14 protein-coding genes are annotated in these 19429 nt (G+C 32.9%); 7 read left to right on the top strand and 7 right to left on the bottom strand.

Going from position 1 to position 19429, the window contains the following annotated elements:
* The 4 genes from B5X49_RS00775 to B5X49_RS00790 all read right to left on the bottom strand — a co-directional run bounded on the left by B5X49_RS00775 (position 1) and on the right by B5X49_RS00790 (position 6836).
* The gene (locus tag B5X49_RS00775; RefSeq protein WP_052670002.1) at positions 1-1392 is read right to left on the bottom strand and encodes a sugar ABC transporter permease; all 1392 of its coding nucleotides are present in this window, start codon (positions 1390-1392) and stop codon (positions 1-3) included.
* Positions 1393-1396: 4 nt separating this feature from the next.
* Positions 1397-3838, bottom strand: coding sequence for a carbohydrate ABC transporter permease (locus B5X49_RS00780; protein WP_052670004.1), 2442 nt, complete (start codon positions 3836-3838; stop codon positions 1397-1399).
* A gap of 89 nt (positions 3839-3927) precedes the next feature.
* The gene (locus B5X49_RS00785) at positions 3928-5301 is read right to left on the bottom strand and encodes a sugar ABC transporter substrate-binding protein (RefSeq protein ID WP_045749306.1); all 1374 of its coding nucleotides are present in this window, start codon (positions 5299-5301) and stop codon (positions 3928-3930) included.
* 11 nt (positions 5302-5312) lie between these two features.
* The gene (locus B5X49_RS00790; protein ID WP_045749307.1) at positions 5313-6836 is read right to left on the bottom strand and encodes a pullulanase-associated domain-containing protein; all 1524 of its coding nucleotides are present in this window, start codon (positions 6834-6836) and stop codon (positions 5313-5315) included.
* A gap of 187 nt (positions 6837-7023) precedes the next feature.
* Between B5X49_RS00790 and pulA the strand changes: the two genes are divergently transcribed.
* Positions 7024-9966 (top strand): type I pullulanase, encoded by a 2943-nt coding sequence (pulA, locus tag B5X49_RS00795; protein ID WP_045749308.1) that lies wholly within the window; start codon positions 7024-7026, stop codon positions 9964-9966.
* A 1-nt stretch (position 9967) separates the two neighbouring features.
* The gene (locus B5X49_RS00800; RefSeq protein ID WP_045749309.1) at positions 9968-10327 is read left to right on the top strand and encodes a hypothetical protein; all 360 of its coding nucleotides are present in this window, start codon (positions 9968-9970) and stop codon (positions 10325-10327) included.
* Positions 10328-10369: 42 nt separating this feature from the next.
* Here the strand turns inward: B5X49_RS00800 and B5X49_RS00805 are convergent, their stop codons facing one another.
* The 3 genes from B5X49_RS00805 to B5X49_RS00815 are packed head-to-tail and all read right to left on the bottom strand — an operon-like array spanning position 10370 to position 13248.
* Positions 10370-11914 (bottom strand): alpha-amylase family glycosyl hydrolase, encoded by a 1545-nt coding sequence (locus B5X49_RS00805; RefSeq protein WP_045749310.1) that lies wholly within the window; start codon positions 11912-11914, stop codon positions 10370-10372.
* 48 nt (positions 11915-11962) lie between these two features.
* Positions 11963-12775, bottom strand: a complete 813-nt coding sequence (locus B5X49_RS00810; RefSeq protein WP_045749311.1) for a DUF1189 family protein — start codon at positions 12773-12775, stop codon at positions 11963-11965.
* A complete protein-coding gene (locus tag B5X49_RS00815; protein WP_045749312.1) occupies positions 12775-13248 on the bottom strand; it encodes an RDD family protein in 474 nt (157 codons plus the stop codon). The genes B5X49_RS00810 and B5X49_RS00815 overlap by 1 nt, the downstream gene beginning before the upstream one ends.
* 145 nt (positions 13249-13393) lie before the next feature.
* On the opposite strand from B5X49_RS00815, the gene B5X49_RS00820 reads away from it, so the two are divergent.
* From B5X49_RS00820 to B5X49_RS00840, 5 genes are all read left to right on the top strand, one after another.
* Positions 13394-14527, top strand: coding sequence for an ABC transporter ATP-binding protein (locus tag B5X49_RS00820; protein WP_045749313.1), 1134 nt, complete (start codon positions 13394-13396; stop codon positions 14525-14527).
* Positions 14528-14635: 108 nt separating this feature from the next.
* On the top strand, positions 14636-15151 hold the full coding sequence (locus B5X49_RS00825; RefSeq protein ID WP_045749314.1) for a glutathione peroxidase: 516 nt from the start codon (positions 14636-14638) through the stop codon (positions 15149-15151).
* A gap of 176 nt (positions 15152-15327) precedes the next feature.
* Positions 15328-16671 carry a hemolysin family protein gene (locus B5X49_RS00830; RefSeq protein ID WP_045749315.1) on the top strand — a complete coding sequence of 448 codons (1344 nt, stop codon included), beginning with the start codon at positions 15328-15330 and terminating at the stop codon, positions 16669-16671.
* A 71-nt stretch (positions 16672-16742) separates the two neighbouring features.
* Positions 16743-18164, top strand: a complete 1422-nt coding sequence (locus tag B5X49_RS00835) for a glycogen synthase (protein WP_045749316.1) — start codon at positions 16743-16745, stop codon at positions 18162-18164.
* 2 nt (positions 18165-18166) lie between these two features.
* Positions 18167-19393: a glucose-1-phosphate adenylyltransferase gene (locus B5X49_RS00840; RefSeq protein WP_045749317.1), complete on the top strand. Its 1227-nt coding sequence runs from the start codon at positions 18167-18169 to the stop codon at positions 19391-19393.
* The last annotated feature ends 36 nt before the right edge of the window (positions 19394-19429 follow it).

Here is a 19429-nt window from a genome sequence, read left to right on the forward strand (position 1 = left end):
TTATCCTTTCGTAGCTCCTGCCATAATACCTTCGATAAGGTAACGTTGGAATATCATATAGATGATTGCAATCGGCATACCAACAATTAATGCTGCTGCAGCAAATGCTGGATAATTTAAATCATACTGTCCATTAATAAATGAGAAGATACCAACCGCGAGTGTCCATTGTTCCTGAACCTTATCCAGTGGTACACCAGGTGCTGGTACGTTTAGAAGGTACCCTGGTAACATATAATCCATCCAAGGAGCCATAAACATCGATACAGCGACAAATGTTAAGATTGGAACTGCAAGTGGAAGAATTATATAGGTAAATATTTGTAATTTTGATGCTCCATCAATCATTGCAGATTCATCAAGATCTTTTGGAATTTGTGATAAGAAACCTTTGATTAACCAAAGATTACCTGGTATAGCACCACCAATATATAAAATTGTTAAATAAAGTGGTTGTCCTAGTAATCCAAATTTCCAGAATAATACATACATAGCGATTAATCCCATGAAAGATGGAAATGCTTGAAGTACTAAAATTGTTAGAAGTCCTGCTTTTTTACCTTTAAATGAGTATCTAGCAAATACGTAAGATGCCCCTGTAATGATTACTGTACCTATTAACATGTTAATGATGGCAATAATCAGTGTATTCATGTACCATAAGCCAAATTTGGAGTCAGGTGAATTGAATAGATAGTCAAATCCTCCAAGAGATGGATTTGATGGCCATATTTCATTTGGAATTGTTGAAGTACCTTCAGCAAACGCCATACCAAAGATATAAATAACAGGAATTAATACCACAATAACAAGTAACGTTAATTCTGCATTAATAAGCATTTTTAATAATATGTTTTTTGGCGAGAATGTAGCTTTAATCGATAGTAATGATGTATTTCTACGCTTTGGTTTAGATTTGAAGTAATAGAATCCATAGACAGGAATTAATCCAACAAGTCCTGGTTCTATACCTTCATATCCTTTTTTCTTTGCATATTCAACAACAAGTCCTTGATGTACCAATAGAAGTAGTATAGTGACGAAAATAACAACTAAGGTTCTTGTGAAATTATTAATGAATGATACATATGATACTAGTGCTATTGGAATAAATAGAATCGTTAATCCAATGAGAAGTAAAGAAACTAATAATAATTTTTTAAGAATAACTTCAAATGAGAATAAATAATCAAATTCTGCTTTTGTCACATTAGGCTTCAAATTAGGTAGACCTTTGATATATTTATATCCAAAATAAGGAATAAATGACATCCATTTAGCTTGACCTACTTCCTCATACCCTTTTTTCTTTGCGAATTCAAAAACAATTGAGAAATTAGCAAAAATTCCAAGTAATACTAAGAATATAGCAATTATAATTAATATTTCCATGTGATTAATCCTCCTGGAATGCTTTCGTTCTAGATAGGTTCCATGCTGTAATACTACCTACAAACAAGAATATTAGAACTGAGAAAACAGAAGCCATATTATATATTTGATGATCTGTGGTTAATCGATACATCCAGGAAATTAAAATATCGGTTTCACCGGCAAAACCATTAATTGGACTTGTTAAGTCACCCGGTCCCCCACCTGTAATGAAGAAAATAACACCGAAATTATTGAAGTTACCTGAGAATGTCATAATAAGAATAGGTGCAGTGGAATATAAGACAAGTGGCATTGTTATCTGCATAAGCTTTTGGAATCCAGATGCACCATCAATGTCTGCAGCTTCATAAAGTGATTTATCAATTGCAGTCATAATACCAGTCATAAGTGCCATAAAGTAAGGGAATCCTAACCAAATATTAACGATAACCAATACACCTCGAACAAAATTAGGATTATGGAAGTTATTAAACCATTGAATATTATCAAATCCTAACCAGAAGACCCTTGCCCATCCTGTTGCTTGTTGGAAATCAATACCTAATATGCCCCAGTTTCTAAATACATCATATAGACCCATTTGCATGAAGAGTTGGTTAACGAAACCATTCTCATTAAACATAACAGAAAATACCATTTGAGATAGTAATGCTGGTATTGCCCAAGGAAGTATTAAGATCGTTCTCCATAGTTTTCTAAATACTACAGATTCAGCATTTAAAATAAGTGCTTGGAAGAAACCTCCAAAGAAACATGTAAACGTTGATAATACAGCCCAGACAATCGTCCAACCTAATACTCTCCAGAACGCGATACCAAACCCTTGACCAATACTTGAGTTTGGATCAAATACTGCAATAAAATTAAGGAATCCAACCCAATCAAATAAATTATCCATTGAACCATTGCCACCGATTGATGTAAATGAAATGACAAATCCAAAGATAATAGGCATTATTGATATAAATGCTAATACGAATAGTGCCGGAGATAAGATAATATATTCAAATCCATTATCCCAAACAGATTTCATGTATTGCTTTGTATTAAGAACTTTTTCTTTTAATCGTTTTTGTTCAGAAACTTTATAGGTATCGATCATGGACCATATACCAAATATAGAGAAGAATAATGAAAGTATAACGGCAATTAAACCTTCTAGTAATAATAATGTAGAAACGTGTCCTCGAATATTAACTACACCTTCATATTGAACATTATTTCTCATATTGGTTGCTGAAGGTTCATTTGCACGACCAAGCATTGCATCTACAAGTGCTAAATGACTTCTTAAGTCAATTTCATTAGTTTCACCAAGTGTTAATACTTCCCAGTATCCTTTAACAAACATCCCTGCCTTATCGTAGAAGAAGTTATTAAAATCTTTAATAAATGCTTCTTTAAATTCAGGGTTTAATTCCATATAAACACGTACCATTAAACGTTGATAATTGCTTGATTCTTGTGGATTAATGGTTTGTCCTTGAACCATAGCTCTTCTAAAGAAGTTGGAGAATTGTGTTTGTTTATATTGTTGTCTCACACCATTATGAATCAAACCAGGTTCATAGTATTCGTAAAGTTTGTTGTTAAGCTCATAAACCGGTCCAACAATTTGTGTTTGTGGAATTGGTACAAATGATTGTGATGCTGATTCTAAAACGAAATTATCTTTAGATAGTAATAAGTAATTTGTTATACCATCAATTGTTGTTTCTAAATAGTAGTTATTAGCGACTCTAAATAACTTACCAGTCTTTTTAAACACACTAAAACCAGTCACAGAATCTATGACTGAAGGATTATCGATACGATAAAGTGGGTTTGTTTCTACGTATTCTTTTTTATTGCTTCCATCAGGTAATTTAACGTCTCTTGAAAAATAGAATTTATTGTTGGCAGTATCCCAATATAAATCACCATTTTCTAATGTGATAAAACGAGTGGCAGTACCTAAATCAAAATCATCATATAATACTTCGTTGGTTGTTCCAAACTCGGTAAAACGTAAATAAGATGCTTGTTTCAAGTCTTGTGCAAAAAACTCAACAAATTTATCCTCAGTAAATAATGATGCTGTCGGGTTTTGTGACCCTGTAGGACCTCCATAATAACCGAAAGGATCTTTTTCCTCTACTCCAATAGATGCTAGATAGGCATCAAATTCTGGAATTCTGTTGTTTTGTAGAATTTGGTTATCATATGTTTGGAAAAATGCCTTTTCATACCATTCTCCAAGCGATTGACCAGGGATTTTGCTGTATGCAATCTCATTTTCTGTTTTTTCTACATAAAAATAGTTAGAGGTAAATATTTCAATTAAAATAAATCCTGCGAAAAAGATAAAAAAGAACAAAGACTTTATAAATTGTTTGTTAAATAACTGTCCTAATCCCCATACTAAACCAGAGAGAATTGTTTTAATAATACTCCAAGCCTTCATGTTGTTACACCTTTCTATTAAAACTTTATAATGAATGAGGGCGATAGGAAATTCCTACCGCCTTCATCGTATTGATCAATTTAATATTGTTAAGCTTGACCTAAACCAGCTTGCGCACGGTAAGCAGCTTCAGCAGTAACAACAGCCTCAGATGGAGCGACACCATTATTCCATACAGAGATAATCATTGATTCACCTGGACCCCAGTAGTATTGAACCGCAGGAATCGTAGGCATTGGAATTGCACTGTTTAATTGTGCAGAAATTGCAGGCATGTAAGGATCAGATGCGAAACCGTCAATACCTGATAATAAGTCAACTTTTAATGCAGGTAATTTATACTTCATTTGAAGTTGTAATTCCATAGCAGTATCTGACATTAGGAATTCTAAGAATTTAGTAGCAGCTTCTTTATGTTCAGAGTATTTATAAATTGCAGCCATTTGAGCACCAGCAAAAGGTGCACCATTCACGCCATTAACAGATGGAAGTGGGGCAATACCAAAATCTAAACCAGTTGCATTGTCATATTCTTCAATATTCCAAGGACCAGCAATGATATAAGGAATTCTACCAGCTACGAAGTTTGCACCAGCACCAACTGAATTATGGTTTTGGTTTCCAGTAACAACTGGTTTTAATGAATCACGGAACCATGTAAGTGCAGCAACAGCATCAGCAAAACCTACAGCACTTGCATCATCTAAATTTTCACCAAATGGTTGGAATCCTAATGCAGAGTAGAATGATTGCATGAAATATGAGTCAGCCCAGTGAGAAGATGTACCTAAATAGTACCAACCTTTTTGAGCATTCGTTTGACCAGAACCATCACTTGCAAGTGCAGCATTCCATGTAGCACCAGCAGCTAATAATTCTTCCATAGTTGTAGCAGGAGTTGAAACTAATGCTTTGTTATAGTATAAACCAATAGATTCTAATGACATTGGTACTGCATAAAGATTTTCTTGAGCATTTGCACCAGGTCCGAATTCACCTGTAGTTTCATCATATAATAATGTAGCAATATCTAATCCAAGTGGATGTGCTCTTTCAGCAACACGAGTTGCAACTGAAGAAGGAAGTGCGTACACTAAATCTTCTAAGATCGCAGCAGCTAAATGGTCATGTGGGAATTGGAAGATGTCAGCACCGTTACCAGTTAGACCAAATGTTTTTAGTCTTTCACGTGCATCAACTGATCCCATATGTTGATGTTGTACAATAATATCTTTACCTTCTGGTGTATCATTAAATGCAGCGATAACAGCTTGCATATATTCACCATTTTGGTCATCTATCCAAACAGTAATTGTTTCTTTTTCTTTATAGATTTCAGAGAAATCATATCTTTGTCCGTTGTTAACTGGGTCGATTGGACCTCCTCCATCATCTGGTGGAGTACAAGCAACCACAAATAATACGAACATCAATAACATTAAAGTAGTATATATTTTTTTCATGTGATGCCTCCTTATTGTCCGGATTTAACAACTCTAAAGGTGAATGTTTCTTTAGTGATGTTACCCCAAGCGTCTTCAACTTGTAATTCAATGACATAGTCCCCTTCAACTCTAGTATCTAAAATAGCATTAGAACCAGCTGGAACGAACACTTTAAGTGTTACATCGCCATCGCGATTATCTGTTGCTGTGTAAAGTGGGAAGTCAGCAAGGTTAAATGGTTGTCCCCAAGCTACTTCAATAATCTTATTAGCAGGTAATAATGGGAATGTGATAACTGGAGCTTCAGTATCCATATTCACAGCGATTTCTGCTTCACTTACACCATCGTTATAGAAAATAGCATATTCTTTAGTAATATCTAAAGGTGTAGCATCATCTAATACGACAACGAAGTCAGCGATTGTAGCATTTCTTAAAGCGAAGTCAACACGTTCTACTGTTAATCCAGTTTCAGCATATGTATCTTCACCAGTCTTTTCTTTAACTGAGAACCATCCCTTAACTGTATTAATAGCAGTAGTTTCTTCCTCTTCAGTATCAACATCTTCATGAGCTACTGGATTAGCAACTTGAGCAGATGTTTTAACAATAATTTGAGTATTTCTAACAGCATATGTACCTGTTGCAGCACCAGAAGTAGCATCTACAGCATATGGTAATAATCTAAATGAGAATGCATTAAATGCGAAATCATCATAATTTTCATTACCATAGAATACGTTAGAACCACCAGTATATCCATTACCGTTTGAGTATACATAGCTAAATCCAACTTGACCTAATGTATGAGGTGCATCACCTAAAGAATTAAGTAATTTAACATCCCCAGTTTTTTTAGATCCATCTCCTTCACCAAAGTAGATAAGCATACCAGCATCTGGAGCAGCAGCTGGATCGGATTCAGCAACTTTATCAGCAGTTACCATAGCAATCTTAACAGCCATTCCTGTAGCAGTATTACCACCTGTAGTAAAGATTTGTGCAGGTGAATTCCAGTCTACGCTTGGGATGTTCCAACCATTCCAATGGTGAACACCTAAGTTTTCTTCATATGAGCCAGATGGATCGAAATAAACTAATAACATATTAAATTTAGTGTTATCAGCAACGAAATATCTTGGATCATCTTCTGATGAGTTTGCATTACCTTGGAATACATATACGTGAACTGTTTCTCCGCCTTTAACGATAGTCTTAGGTATTGAAATATCCCCTGTATATTTACCATTGTTCCAATCTGGATCACCACCACCTGGGCGATGTACAGCAATGAAACCGAAAGTTTCTGTATTTTCAGGTGCAACTTCTGGTAAATTTTCGTAAACGAAAGTTGCTCCAAATTCATCTAAACCATCGTGCAGAGGTTGTGGATCGAATCCACCCCATGCCCAGCTACCTAATTCTGTATAGTTGCCATCCCATTTTTTAAAATGGACAACAACGGTACCTAAATCACCAGGTGCAGCAAAAAATTGCGGCAATGTGACTAAAACAGTAGCTAAAACTAATAAAGATAAGATAATCTTTTTCATTTTACCCTCCTAAAAAGTATTGTTTGAATCATCTTACGAGTTAAGTATATCATAAGTTACTGTGAATTTGTAAAGCGTTTACATAAGTAAGGAATGTGCAAACGGTTTCTTATTGCAAACGCTATCATTATTATTATAACTTTTTCGAATATTATGATATATTTTGTCTATAAGGAGGTTACATACATTGAAAAAGATATTTATTTTCGCATTTAGTATAATTTATTTACTTTCCATTTCGTTAGGTTTTAGTTATGCTCTTAATAAACCTAATACACTTGTTGTTCATTATTTCAGATATGATGGTAATTATAATAACTATAATATGTGGGTTTGGCAAAACTTACCTGTAGGATTAGATGGCATCCAACATAATTTTGATCCATTATCAGTTGATCAATATGGAGTAAGTTATTCAATAGACATAGAAACAGACTATGCTGATTCTCAACGCCTAGGTATTATTATTAAACAAGGTGGTTGGGACGGTTACCGTGAACCGGGTGGAGACCGTTTTATTGATTTAGACCAACTTGAAGTTACTAATGGTGTTGCACATGTATATTTTGTACAGGGTCAAATTGATTTCGGTAAATCTCAAGCTGATTTAGAGAATAATATACCAGATTATCGTCCAAGTATATTATTTACAGCTTTCAACGCTCAATCAGAAATCACTTTAAGTCTTTCACATCCTGCAACATCATATAAAGTTTTTGAAAACTCAGTTGAAATTAAAACAGGAACATTTTCTAACGCTAACTTAAGTCAAAAAATTACATCACTTAATATAGATATCACTAAGAAATATGAAGTTGAAGTATCATTTGGCGCATCAAGTTCTAAAAAAATAGTGAGTCTTCAAAATCTATATGACACAGAAGTATTTGAAGATGCATTTACTTATGAAGGTGAATTAGGGGTTATTTATGCTAAAAATGCATCCACTTTTAGACTGTGGGCACCAGTTTCAGAATCTGTAGTATTAAATACTTACCAACAAGGACATCCTAATTATGATCGATTAGGCAATGAGTCCTTAGAAGACACTCCACTTATGAGTTATCCAATGACTCAAATAGAAAATGGTGTTTGGGAAGTAACTGTTGATGGTGATTTAGCCTCTAAATATTACACATTTAGTGTTACCAATAATGGAGTAACTCAAGAAGTTACAGACCCATACAGTTATTCAACAGGTGCAAACGGTCTTAGAAGTATGGTTGTGGATTTTGAACAAACGAATCCAAGTAATTGGAATTTCGAAGAACGTCCTGCAACAATTAAAACATTTACAGACTATATCATTTGGGAATTACACGTTAGAGATTTAACTTCACACAGTTCTTGGAATGGTTCTGCAGCATATAGAGGAAAATTCTTAGGTATAGCGGAAACAGGAACAACTTATACACAAAATGGTGTAACTGTAACTACAGGACTTGATCATATTGAAGAATTAGGGGTTAATGCAGTACATTTATTACCTATATTTGATTTTGGTTATATCGATGAAGTTGAAGTATTTAAGAACCCTAATCAAACAAATAACGTATTTAATTGGGGCTATATGCCATATCACTATAATACACTTGAAGGATCGTATGCAACTAATCCATTTGATGGAAATGTAAGAATTTATGAATTTAAAAAGACTGTACAAGCTTTCCATTCAAAAAATATCCGTGTCATTATGGATGTTGTCTATAATCATACAGGTGAATCTGAAGGTTCAAATTTCCATAAAATTGTACCTGGTTACTATCACAGATTAAATGCTCAAGGTGGTTTTTCAAATGGTTCAGGAACAGGTAATGAAACAGCTTCTGAACGTTCTATGGTTAGAAAATTATTTGTAGATTCAACCATCTTTTTAGCAAAAGAATATAAACTTTCTGGATTTAGATTCGATTTAATGAGTCTTCATGATATTGAAACTATGAATACGATAAGAGAAGAAATGAATAAAATTGATCCAACCATTATATTATATGGAGAACCTTGGGCTGGTGGCGATACACTGATTAAAGGTGAAGACGCTGCTGGTATGACCAATACAAATGAGTGGGACAGAACTCAAATCCGTAAACTTGACAGTGGTGTGGCAGCATTTAATGATCTATATCGAAATGCTTTAAAAGGTCAACCAGATGGTAGTGAAGGTGGTTTTGTTCAAGGTAATATGAATGTTTCTAAATACAACGACTTAAAAGCTGGTATAAAAGGTGCAACAGATCAATTCACAAATTCACCTCTTCAAAATATTGTTTATGGTGAAGCACATGATAATCTCACACTTCATGATAAGCTTAGATCCAGTGGTGTTACCGCTAATGAAGTACAACACGCACAAGTTCAATCCAATGCGGTTGTTTTAACGAGTATGGGTATTCCATTCTTACATGCTGGAACAGAATTTTTACGAAGTAAACCAAAACAAGATGGTACCTATGAACACAACTCTTATGAGTCACCAGATTCAGTCAATCAACTGAGATGGGATAGAAAAATTACGTATCTGAATGCATTTGAATATCATAAAGCATTAATACATTTAAGAAAATCTATTTCTGCGTTTAGATTAGATACTATAGAGGCAATCAATAATCGTTTCACTTTTATAGAAACGACTCAAAGTCAAACATTTAAAGCACTTGCTTATCATATAGAAGGTACGGAAAATGAACCAAGTGTATTAGTCATGCATGTTGGTAAATTATCAGGCATTACAGGATTAGTATTAAATGATGGTAAAACTTATAATCAAGTTACATCAAGAGCTGGAACACAAGGATTATTTGATACACAATCTGGCTTAGTAACGCGCTCAGGAACATTCCAGGTTGCAACCTCCAATACTTCAGCAATATTTGTTGAGGTGATGGATGCCATTGAAGCATCTGTGAAAGAAGCTTTCATTGAAGTCGCTAAAGATGCTCAATTTGATCCACTTTCTAACATGAATTTACCTGTTGGTGCTAAAGTATATGCAACTCCTATTCAAACTAATTTACCAGGGTTTAAAGTAGTTACGGTTTCCGTAATTGATTACCTTGGTAATACAACTTATTATTACTATAATATACGTGTTTCTGGTCAAAGTTTCCAGACTGTATTAGGAGGTTTATAATATGAAAAAACTATTTACAGTATTTACTTTCTTATTACTTATCTTAGTATTAATTGGTTGTACAGATTCAGTTCAAGAAGCTCCAGTTGAAGTGCAAAATATAGTAATTACAGGTAATATTCTTGAAGCAGAATTACACATTCAAGATGTGACTGATGATTTAGATATTATTAAAGAAATCGCTCATGAGTCAATCTATAAAGTATTTGAAAATTACAAGACCGATTTTGAAGGTATACGTATGAAACTATATTTTGAAGTCATTATAAATGACATCAGTTTAGGTATAATTTATTACGATTTAAATCGCTCAATTGAAGAACCTGGACTCGTATTTAATTCGGATACATTAGCTCTTTAAAACATAAAAAAATGCTTACACATTGTGTAGGCATTTTTTATATTAAACTTCTAGAATAATGGTTCCAAACGCTGGAATACTTAAACTACTACCATAAAGTATCTTATCATATTCAATATCCACGGTTCTTTCAACATCAGACATGTTATGTAAAACTAATACCGTTTGAGTGAAATCTTCATAAGTATAGGTTCTGTAATAGCCCTGGATGAATGTTGAATTATTTTCGTAAGGTATTAGGGTGTTTCCATACATTAATGCAGGTGTATTTTGTCTTAAATTAGACATAGTTTTATAATGATGATACATTGAATTTACATCATTTTTCGCTTCTATAAGGCTGTCGTTTTGATTTGAATCTCCAAAAGGATTAAGCCATGTAGTTTCTTTAGATGCATCACCCCATTTAAATGGTGCGCGTCGATATTGATCATAGATTACACCTTGTCCAGTCAAATCTTTACCATGGTTTTGAGTTCCTTCAAAATTGGAACCTTTCATTAATAATTCATCTCCATAATAAATGTGCGGAGAACCAGGGAGTGTCATCATGAAGGAAACTGATTGTTTTAAATCATTAATTCCATTGACATCACTATATTCAGCACGTGAAGCCACTCTGTCAATGTCGTGATTACTTATAAAAAGAGAAGGTACATAATTTGGATTATATGTTTTATAGCTATTGAATGCTCGGTTAATATTTTGAACCAATAAACTCATATTGGAACGATTTCCTACTTTAGACCAAATCTCAGATGCTGTATAAAAATCAAATACAGAATCTAAGCCAATATAATAATTTTTATATACATCATAACTATATTCAAACACTTCACCTAAAAAGAAGACTTCAGGATCAATTGCTTTAGCAAATAGTTGTAAATCTCTTAAAAATGCATAGTTTTTGGTCAACTGAACCGCGGGGTTTGTTCCTGGATCACCTAAAAATAAATGTTTAGCTGCATCAAATCTAAATCCCTTAATACCTTTATCCATCCAAAATGACACAATATCTTTGATTTCATTAACAACTTCTGGATTACTTAGATTTAAGTCTTTCATACCACCTGGAAACGATTCAAAAGCACTTGATGGTGTTGTCCATAAATAATAGTCTCTAAAAGGTGATGATGTACTAGAAACAGCACTTTGATACCATGGATGTGTATCTGAAGTATGGTTTATAACAAGATCCATTACAATTTTAATACCCATTTCATCTGCTTTATCTATTAGATTTTCAAGATCAGCCATAGTTCCATATTCAGGATGGACCTCATAATAATCAGTAACTCTATACCCATGGTAACTTAACCAATCGATTTCAGTTTGGGTAAAAGGCAACATCCATATAGCTGTAGCACCAAGATCTTTTATATAGTCTAAATTATCGGTTAAACCATTAATATCACCAATTCCATCACCGTCACTATCTGCAAATGAACGTATAAATACTTGGTAATAAATATCATTTAATGGATTCAACGCTTTAAAGTCATAAGTTTCTATCTCTTGACTTGGTTGACATGCAATCAGACTAAATATTAATAATGTGAGCGTAAATAGTGTAGTTAATTTTTTCATTTTTTCCTCATTTCTATGTTTATTAATTATAAACATCACTTACTTTTACTAAGAAAAACTTTTTCTAGAAAACACGAGAAGCACGAGCATTACAACGAGACCTAATACTAAGTTGAATACTACAGGAGCAAATCCTGGAAGTATTAAACCGAAAATTAAAGATAGAATACTTGGTAATGTAGATGAAAGTATCACATAATTCAGTCCATCTTTATAGGATAGAAAATTTTGGAATCCAAATCGGAATAATTGAATGATTAAGGATAGAAGTAGTATAAATATAAATGTTGCACCTATTTGCACAGCCTGATTTCTTACAACAGTGTAAAGAATAATATATTGACTAAATGACCTTTCAATTGAATTACCCAATTGTGTGAATAATTCCATACGTTCAATACCTGTTGCCAAATTCAGCTCAGATAAATGGATAACTGTTTCAAATCCACTATAGCCATTAGAAATTAGCTCATTTCCTTTATCATCTATGTAACGAATATAGTCGGATTCAAATATAACGAAATGTACATTTGGTGTATGAATAATGGAGTCATTATATCCAAACATATAAATATAGTTTAGGTGTTGATATACACGTCCATTTAACTCTACATCTGTGAATCCTCCTAGATGAATCGTTCCATTTGGAAGATCCGACCAATTTGGTATAGAAGATGTTAAATTTTCTTCAATAAAATTGATTTTAGAACCCTCATATTCAAATGCTAACCAAGTCAGAGGAAAATTGGCTATAAAAGTTAAAAGTAGAAAGTATATAAGTGTTTTAGCCAAACTAAGGTTTCTTCTATTCAGTAATTTTGGGAAATCAAATCCCCATTTAAAGTAATTAACAATAAACATTAGTTTAAGTCCGTATCTTTCATGGTTTTCGTTCTAATAGCCTCATTAACACGTTTATTATGAGGTGAGTTGTCTAAATCTATTACTTTTGTTTTAAAAATATAATCATGTAGAGTTCTAGAAACTTGATTTTCAGTTAATGTAAAAAATGCAATAATTAAATAAAGACCAAATGTCAAAGTAGAAGCAGAGTACTTAAATATTTCTCTTAAAATCAATTTAGTTCTTGAACATTCAGTATCATCCATGTTTACAACTTTAATTTGTTGAATTCTTTTACCGAAAGTCTGCTTAGACTTTAATAAATGTGGCAATATGATTAGTAAAAAAAATGTAATAATCAGTACTGAAATTTGGATAATTTCTCTATAAGGAACTGTTGATAATCCAAGTGCTGTAATAATTACTACAATAACAAGTCCTGACATATCTGCTGCAAATGCTCTAACGCGTTTTTCAAATCTAGGTACCATTGTTTTATCCTCGTGTTTTATTGTAATCTTATTATAACATTATTTTTTTGTGTAACCGTTTGCAAAAGTATTACATTTCATGTATAATGATTTTGATAGAAATCTTGCGTCTATCGAAAATCAATATAATTCCTAGGGGGAAAACATGGCAACATTACAATTAAAAGACATCAATAAAGTCTATCCTAATGGTGTACAAGCAGTCTTTGACTTCAACTTGGACATCAAAGATAAAGAGTTTATTGTATTTGTCGGACCCAGTGGATGCGGTAAATCCACAACCCTCCGTATGATCGCGGGCCTTGAGGACATTAGTTCGGGCGAATTATACATTGATGGCGAGTACAAGAACGACACTGCTCCAAAAGACAGAGATATCGCAATGGTATTCCAAAGTTACGCGCTTTATCCACACATGACTGTGTATGATAACATCGCATTTGGATTAAAATTACGTAAAGTTCCTAAAGCAATCATCAAAGAAAAAGTTCAAGCGGCAGCGGAAATATTAGGTTTAGTTCCTTATTTGGATCGTAAACCAAAAGCTTTATCTGGTGGACAAAGACAGCGTGTGGCATTAGGACGTTCAATCGTTCGTGATGCAAAAGTATTCTTGATGGACGAACCATTATCTAACTTAGATGCTAAACTACGTGTTCAAATGCGTGGTGAGTTAATTAAGTTACACAAACAATTAGATACAACAACTATCTATGTAACCCATGACCAAATCGAAGCTATGACAATGGCTACTCGTATTGTAGTTATGAATAAAGGTTATATTATGCAAGTTGGTGAACCTAAAGAAATTTATGACAGACCAGCAAACATATTCGTTGCAGGTTTCATTGGAACACCTCCAATGAACTTTATTAACGGTAGAGTTACTGAAAAAGGTGTATTCGAAGCAGGACAATACAAAATCAAATTACCTCAAGATAAATTTGAAGTTGTAGTTCAAAACGGATTTATCGAAAAACCAATCGTTTTAGGTATTCGTGCTGAAGATATCCATGATGATGAACTTGTTATGCAAGCTCATCCAGACGGTATTTTAGATATTGTAGTTGACGTAGCTGAGTTATTAGGTGCTGAAACAAATATCTATACTGAAATCAATGGTTCAAATGTTATTGCTAAAGTAGATGCAAGAACAAACGTTCACATTGGTGATAAGATTAAATTAGGATTTGATTTAAACAAATTACATTTCTTTGATCCAGAAACTGAATTACGATTAGTTTTAGATCCAAATAAAAAAGCTAAAGCTGCTAAGTAATTATTTATTTCACATAATCTATCAATAAACAATAAATAATGAGTAATCCAGCAAGAGGGTTACTTTTTATTTTATATAATATAAATATATAAGAGGAGGATTTACACAATGAACATATATGATATTACTGTTAAAAATTCAAATCATCAAAGTCAAACACTTAGACCTTTCGAGGGAAAAGTGTTACTTATTATAAACTCAGCAACAAAATGTGGATATACAAAACAGTATGACGGTCTACAAAAACTCTATGACACATATAAAAATCAAGGATTTGAAATACTTGATTTCCCATCTAACCAGTTTATGGGTCAAGCACCTGGCGATATGGAAGAAATTAAGGCGTTTTGCGAATTAAATTTTAATACAACTTTCCCATTGTTTGAAAAAATAAAGGTTAATGGTTTATTTGCTCACCCATTATTTAAATACTTGAAGGCAAATACACCAATGGAAATAAAACCAACAGAGGATACTGAGTTAAAAATGAAGAAGGTAAAACGCATCAAATGGAATTTCACAAAATTCTTAGTCAATCAAAAAGGTGAGGTAGTTTATCGATTCTCACCAGCCTTTAATCCAAAAGATATTGCACCTTATATAGAATCATTACTGGCTTCATAAACCTATTGAATATGGGGTTTATTATACAATTCATTGACAAAACGTATCAAATTTGATATGATATTTATCGTTATATCAAAAGATATTACACGGAGGAAAAAATTATATATGGAAGATTCAAGTAGCGGGCAGAGGACGATTAGCGAAGATCCAGACTTGTTGGAGGTTACACTCTAATGGAAATTCAAATACTCTTAATATTCGTCTTTATATTCTTAAATGGAGTTTTTGCAGCAAGTGAAATTGCAATAGTAGCTTCTAGTCGAAGAGAACTAGAACAAGATGCTGAAAAAACAGGAAAAATAAGTTTAAAAGCTAAAAAAGTTTTAAAACTTATCGAAGATCCGACAAGGTTCTTATCTACCATCCAAATAGGGATTACAATGTTTGGGTTTATTAATGGTGCGATTGCAGCAGACGCATTTGCAAGCATCATATCCAACTCAATTGCCACTTCAGTTAATTTAGATATATTGATTGTTCAACCTGTTGTAACTGTATTAATTACACTGGTTTTAACCTATTTACAAGTCGTATTAGGTGAATTAGTACCGAAAAGATTAGCAATGAAAGCACCTGAGAAAATTGCATATACATTTGTAGGTTTCTTATCTGTGATTGCTTTAATCATGAGACCGTTTGTAGCACTTTTAACAAGTACTGCTAACGTAATCGTACGCTTAATGGGTGTAAGCCCTAATGATAATGATGATACATTATCTGAAGATGAACTTATTCTTGAACTGAATGCATCGGAATCTAAAGGTATTATCGATTCCGGTGAAAATGAAATGATTCAAAATATTTTTGAATTTGACACAACGACCATAGAAGAAGTTATGACGCACAGAACTGAAGTTTCTGCTATAGAGATTAATATGGATAAGACAGAATTGATTTCTTATGTAACAAACGAAAAGTTCACAAGATTCCCAGTTTATGAAGATACAATTGATAAGATTATTGGAACACTTCATGTTAAAGACTTACTAAAATATTTACATGAACATCCAAATCCCGATGATTTCGATATAAAATCATTAATCAGGGATCCATATTTTGTGCCCCAATCTAAGAGAACACGTGAATTATTCAAAGATATGCAGTCTCAAAAAGTACATATAGCAATTGTAATTGATGAGTACGGTGGCACAGCAGGTATTGTTACTTTCGAAGATTTAATCGAAGAGATTCTTGGTAATATTTCTGATGAGTATGATGATGAAGAAGATGAGATTTCTACAATCAACGAAAATGTTTATGAAATCGATGGTTTAACAAACATCGATGATGTAGAAGATATAATACACGCTGGATTACCTGTTGAAGATTATGATACATTATCCGGTTTCATCTTAGGTCAACTCGGAAGATTCCCGGATGAAAATGAAGCGATTGTTATTGTTTATAATAATTACCGATTTGAAGTACTAGAATACGAAGATAAGGTCATTGAACGTGTTAAAGTAACAAAAATAGAGGAAGAACTAAATATTACTGAACAAACAGATGAGAATTAACTCATCTGTTTTATTTATTCTATCTAAAACCGTTACCATATGATAGAATATTATTAAGGGAGGGTATTGATATGACGATAGCATTTATAGCCTCTGAAGTCTACCCATATAGTAAGACGGGTGGCTTGGCTGATATTGCACATTTTTTACCATTAGGAATCAAAGAACAGAACCATGAAGTCGTTGTTATTACTCCATACTATAGGGATATAGCAAAATATCATCATCAAATGACTTACATTGGAAGAAAAACGATTTATATGGGTGGAATTCAAACCGATGTAAATTATTTTAGTTTAAATCAAGACGGTATTCAGATTATTTTCATACAAAATATGCATTATTTTGAACGTGACCGTTTATACGGTTTTAATGATGATGCAGAACGTTTTGTCTGTTTCTCATTTGCTGCACTTGAATTATTCACTATACTTAATAAAAAGCCTGATATTTTACATCTCAATGACTGGCAAACAGGTATGATTCCATATTTACTGAAAAAACATTATGATCACATAGATTATTTTAAACGAATGAAAACCATTTTAACGATACACAATCTGGAATATCAAGGTAACTTTGATCCTTATGTGTCTAGATTCTTTAACACAAATTTCGATTATAGTTATATACATTTTGAACGTGTTAACTTCTTAAAAGCAGGGATCGAATTAGCAAATAAAATAACTACTGTTTCACCTAATTATAGAGAAGAAATTTTAACACCTCAGTATGGTTTTACACTTGATGGAGCACTTCAATATAGAAAAGATGACCTCATTGGTATATTAAATGGAATTGATTATCATTCATTCCATCCAAATCGAGATAAGTTAATTACTAATTATAATTATGAAACATATAAAAAAGGTAAAACAGACAATAAAAAACAAGTCTATGAACGATTTAATCTAGGAACGATCTATGATGTGCCATTTGTGGTCTATATTGGTAGATATGCTAACCAAAAGGGATTATGGATGATCAAAGATACCGTTGAAGGCGTTATAGCTAATACAAATGCAATGTTTTTCTTTTTAGGTAGTGGGGATCCAGAATTCAGCAACTATTTCAAATTTTTAACAGATAAATACCCTAACCGAGTTGGTAATTATATTGGCTATAACGAAGCCTTAGCACATGAACTTTATGCAGCATCTGACATATTCATGATGCCATCTGAGTTTGAACCTTGCGGTTTAGGTCAAATGATCGCAATGACTTATGGAAGTTTACCGATTGTAAGGGAAACCGGTGGTTTAAAAGATACAGTAAAACCATATAATAAATTCACGCATGAAGGAACAGGTTTCAGTTTTGCTAATCTTTCGAGTTTAGAATTCAAAGAAAAGCTTTATGAAGCAATCTCACTTTACAATCAACAACCTAAAACATGGCAAAAACTCATACAGCAAGCGATGAATACCGATTTTAGTAATCAAAACATGTCTAAAAAATATATAGAATTATATAATAAAATACTGGAGGATTAGTTATGGAAACATTAGCTTTAATACTTGCTGGCGGTAAGGGGAGTAGACTCGATATTTTATCAAACAGACGCTCTAAACCTGCAATGCCATTTGCTGGTAAGTATCGCATTATTGATTTTGCTTTATCAAATTGTAGTCAATCAGGTATATATGATATTGCAATACTAACACAATATCTGCCATTATCTTTAAATGACCATGTTGGAAGTGGTAAACCATGGGATTTAGACCGTAATAATTCCCAAGTAACCTTGTTACAACCTCATAGCATGTGGTATAAAGGAACAGCAGATGCTGTTAATAAAAATTTAGAGTTTATCATTAAGAAAAAACCAAAATATGTTTTAATACTTTCTGGAGACCATATTTACAAGATGGACTACAGGAAAATGATTGCACATCATAAGGCTACAAATGCTAGACTTACGATTGCTTGTCAAGAAGTTGACATCAAAGAAGTTTCTCGTTTTGGTATTATGACTACCAATAGAGATAATGAAATTATTAATTTTGAAGAGAAACCAAAAACATCTAAAAGTAATCTAGCAAGTATGGGAATTTACTTGTTCGATTTAGATTTTTTAACGGAAGCTTTAAATGCTTTAAAGGATGAAGATTTAGATTTTGGTAAACATATCATTCCTCACTTAATAGAACACACAAAGAAGGCTGTTTATGCATATAAATTTAATGATTATTGGAAAGATGTAGGTACATATGATTCTTATTTAGAAGCTAACCTTGAGATGATTAAACCCTATACACCATTAGACTTATATGATCCAAGTTGGAAGATTTTTACTAAATCAGAAGAGAAACCACCTGTAAAAGTTTTTGGTGATGCAAATATAGTCGATTCATTAATTTCAAACGGTTGTATTATTGAAGGTACAGTTATAAATTCAGTTTTATCACCCGGTGTTAGAATAGGTAAAGGTTCTTTAGTAAAAGACTCAATTATCTTAAATGACACAATTATCAGTGAAAATGTAACGATTGATAACTGTATTATTGATAAACATGTTGTTGTAGGTCAAAGAACACATATAGGATATGGAAATGATTTTACACCAAATCAAGAAAAACCCGATGTTTTATCATCAGGTATTACTGTAGTTGAGAAATCCACAATCGTACCAAGCGATATGAGAATCGGTAGAAATTGTAGATTATTTAGAATTGGTAAATATACATCAAAAGAAGTACCATCTGGTTCAACTATAAAATAACATGAAAAAAGGTATTCAAATTGAATACCTTTTCAT

This window comes from Acholeplasma oculi, assembly GCF_900166985.1.
GTDB classification, from domain to species: domain Bacteria; phylum Bacillota_I; class Bacilli_A; order Acholeplasmatales; family Acholeplasmataceae; genus Acholeplasma; species Acholeplasma oculi.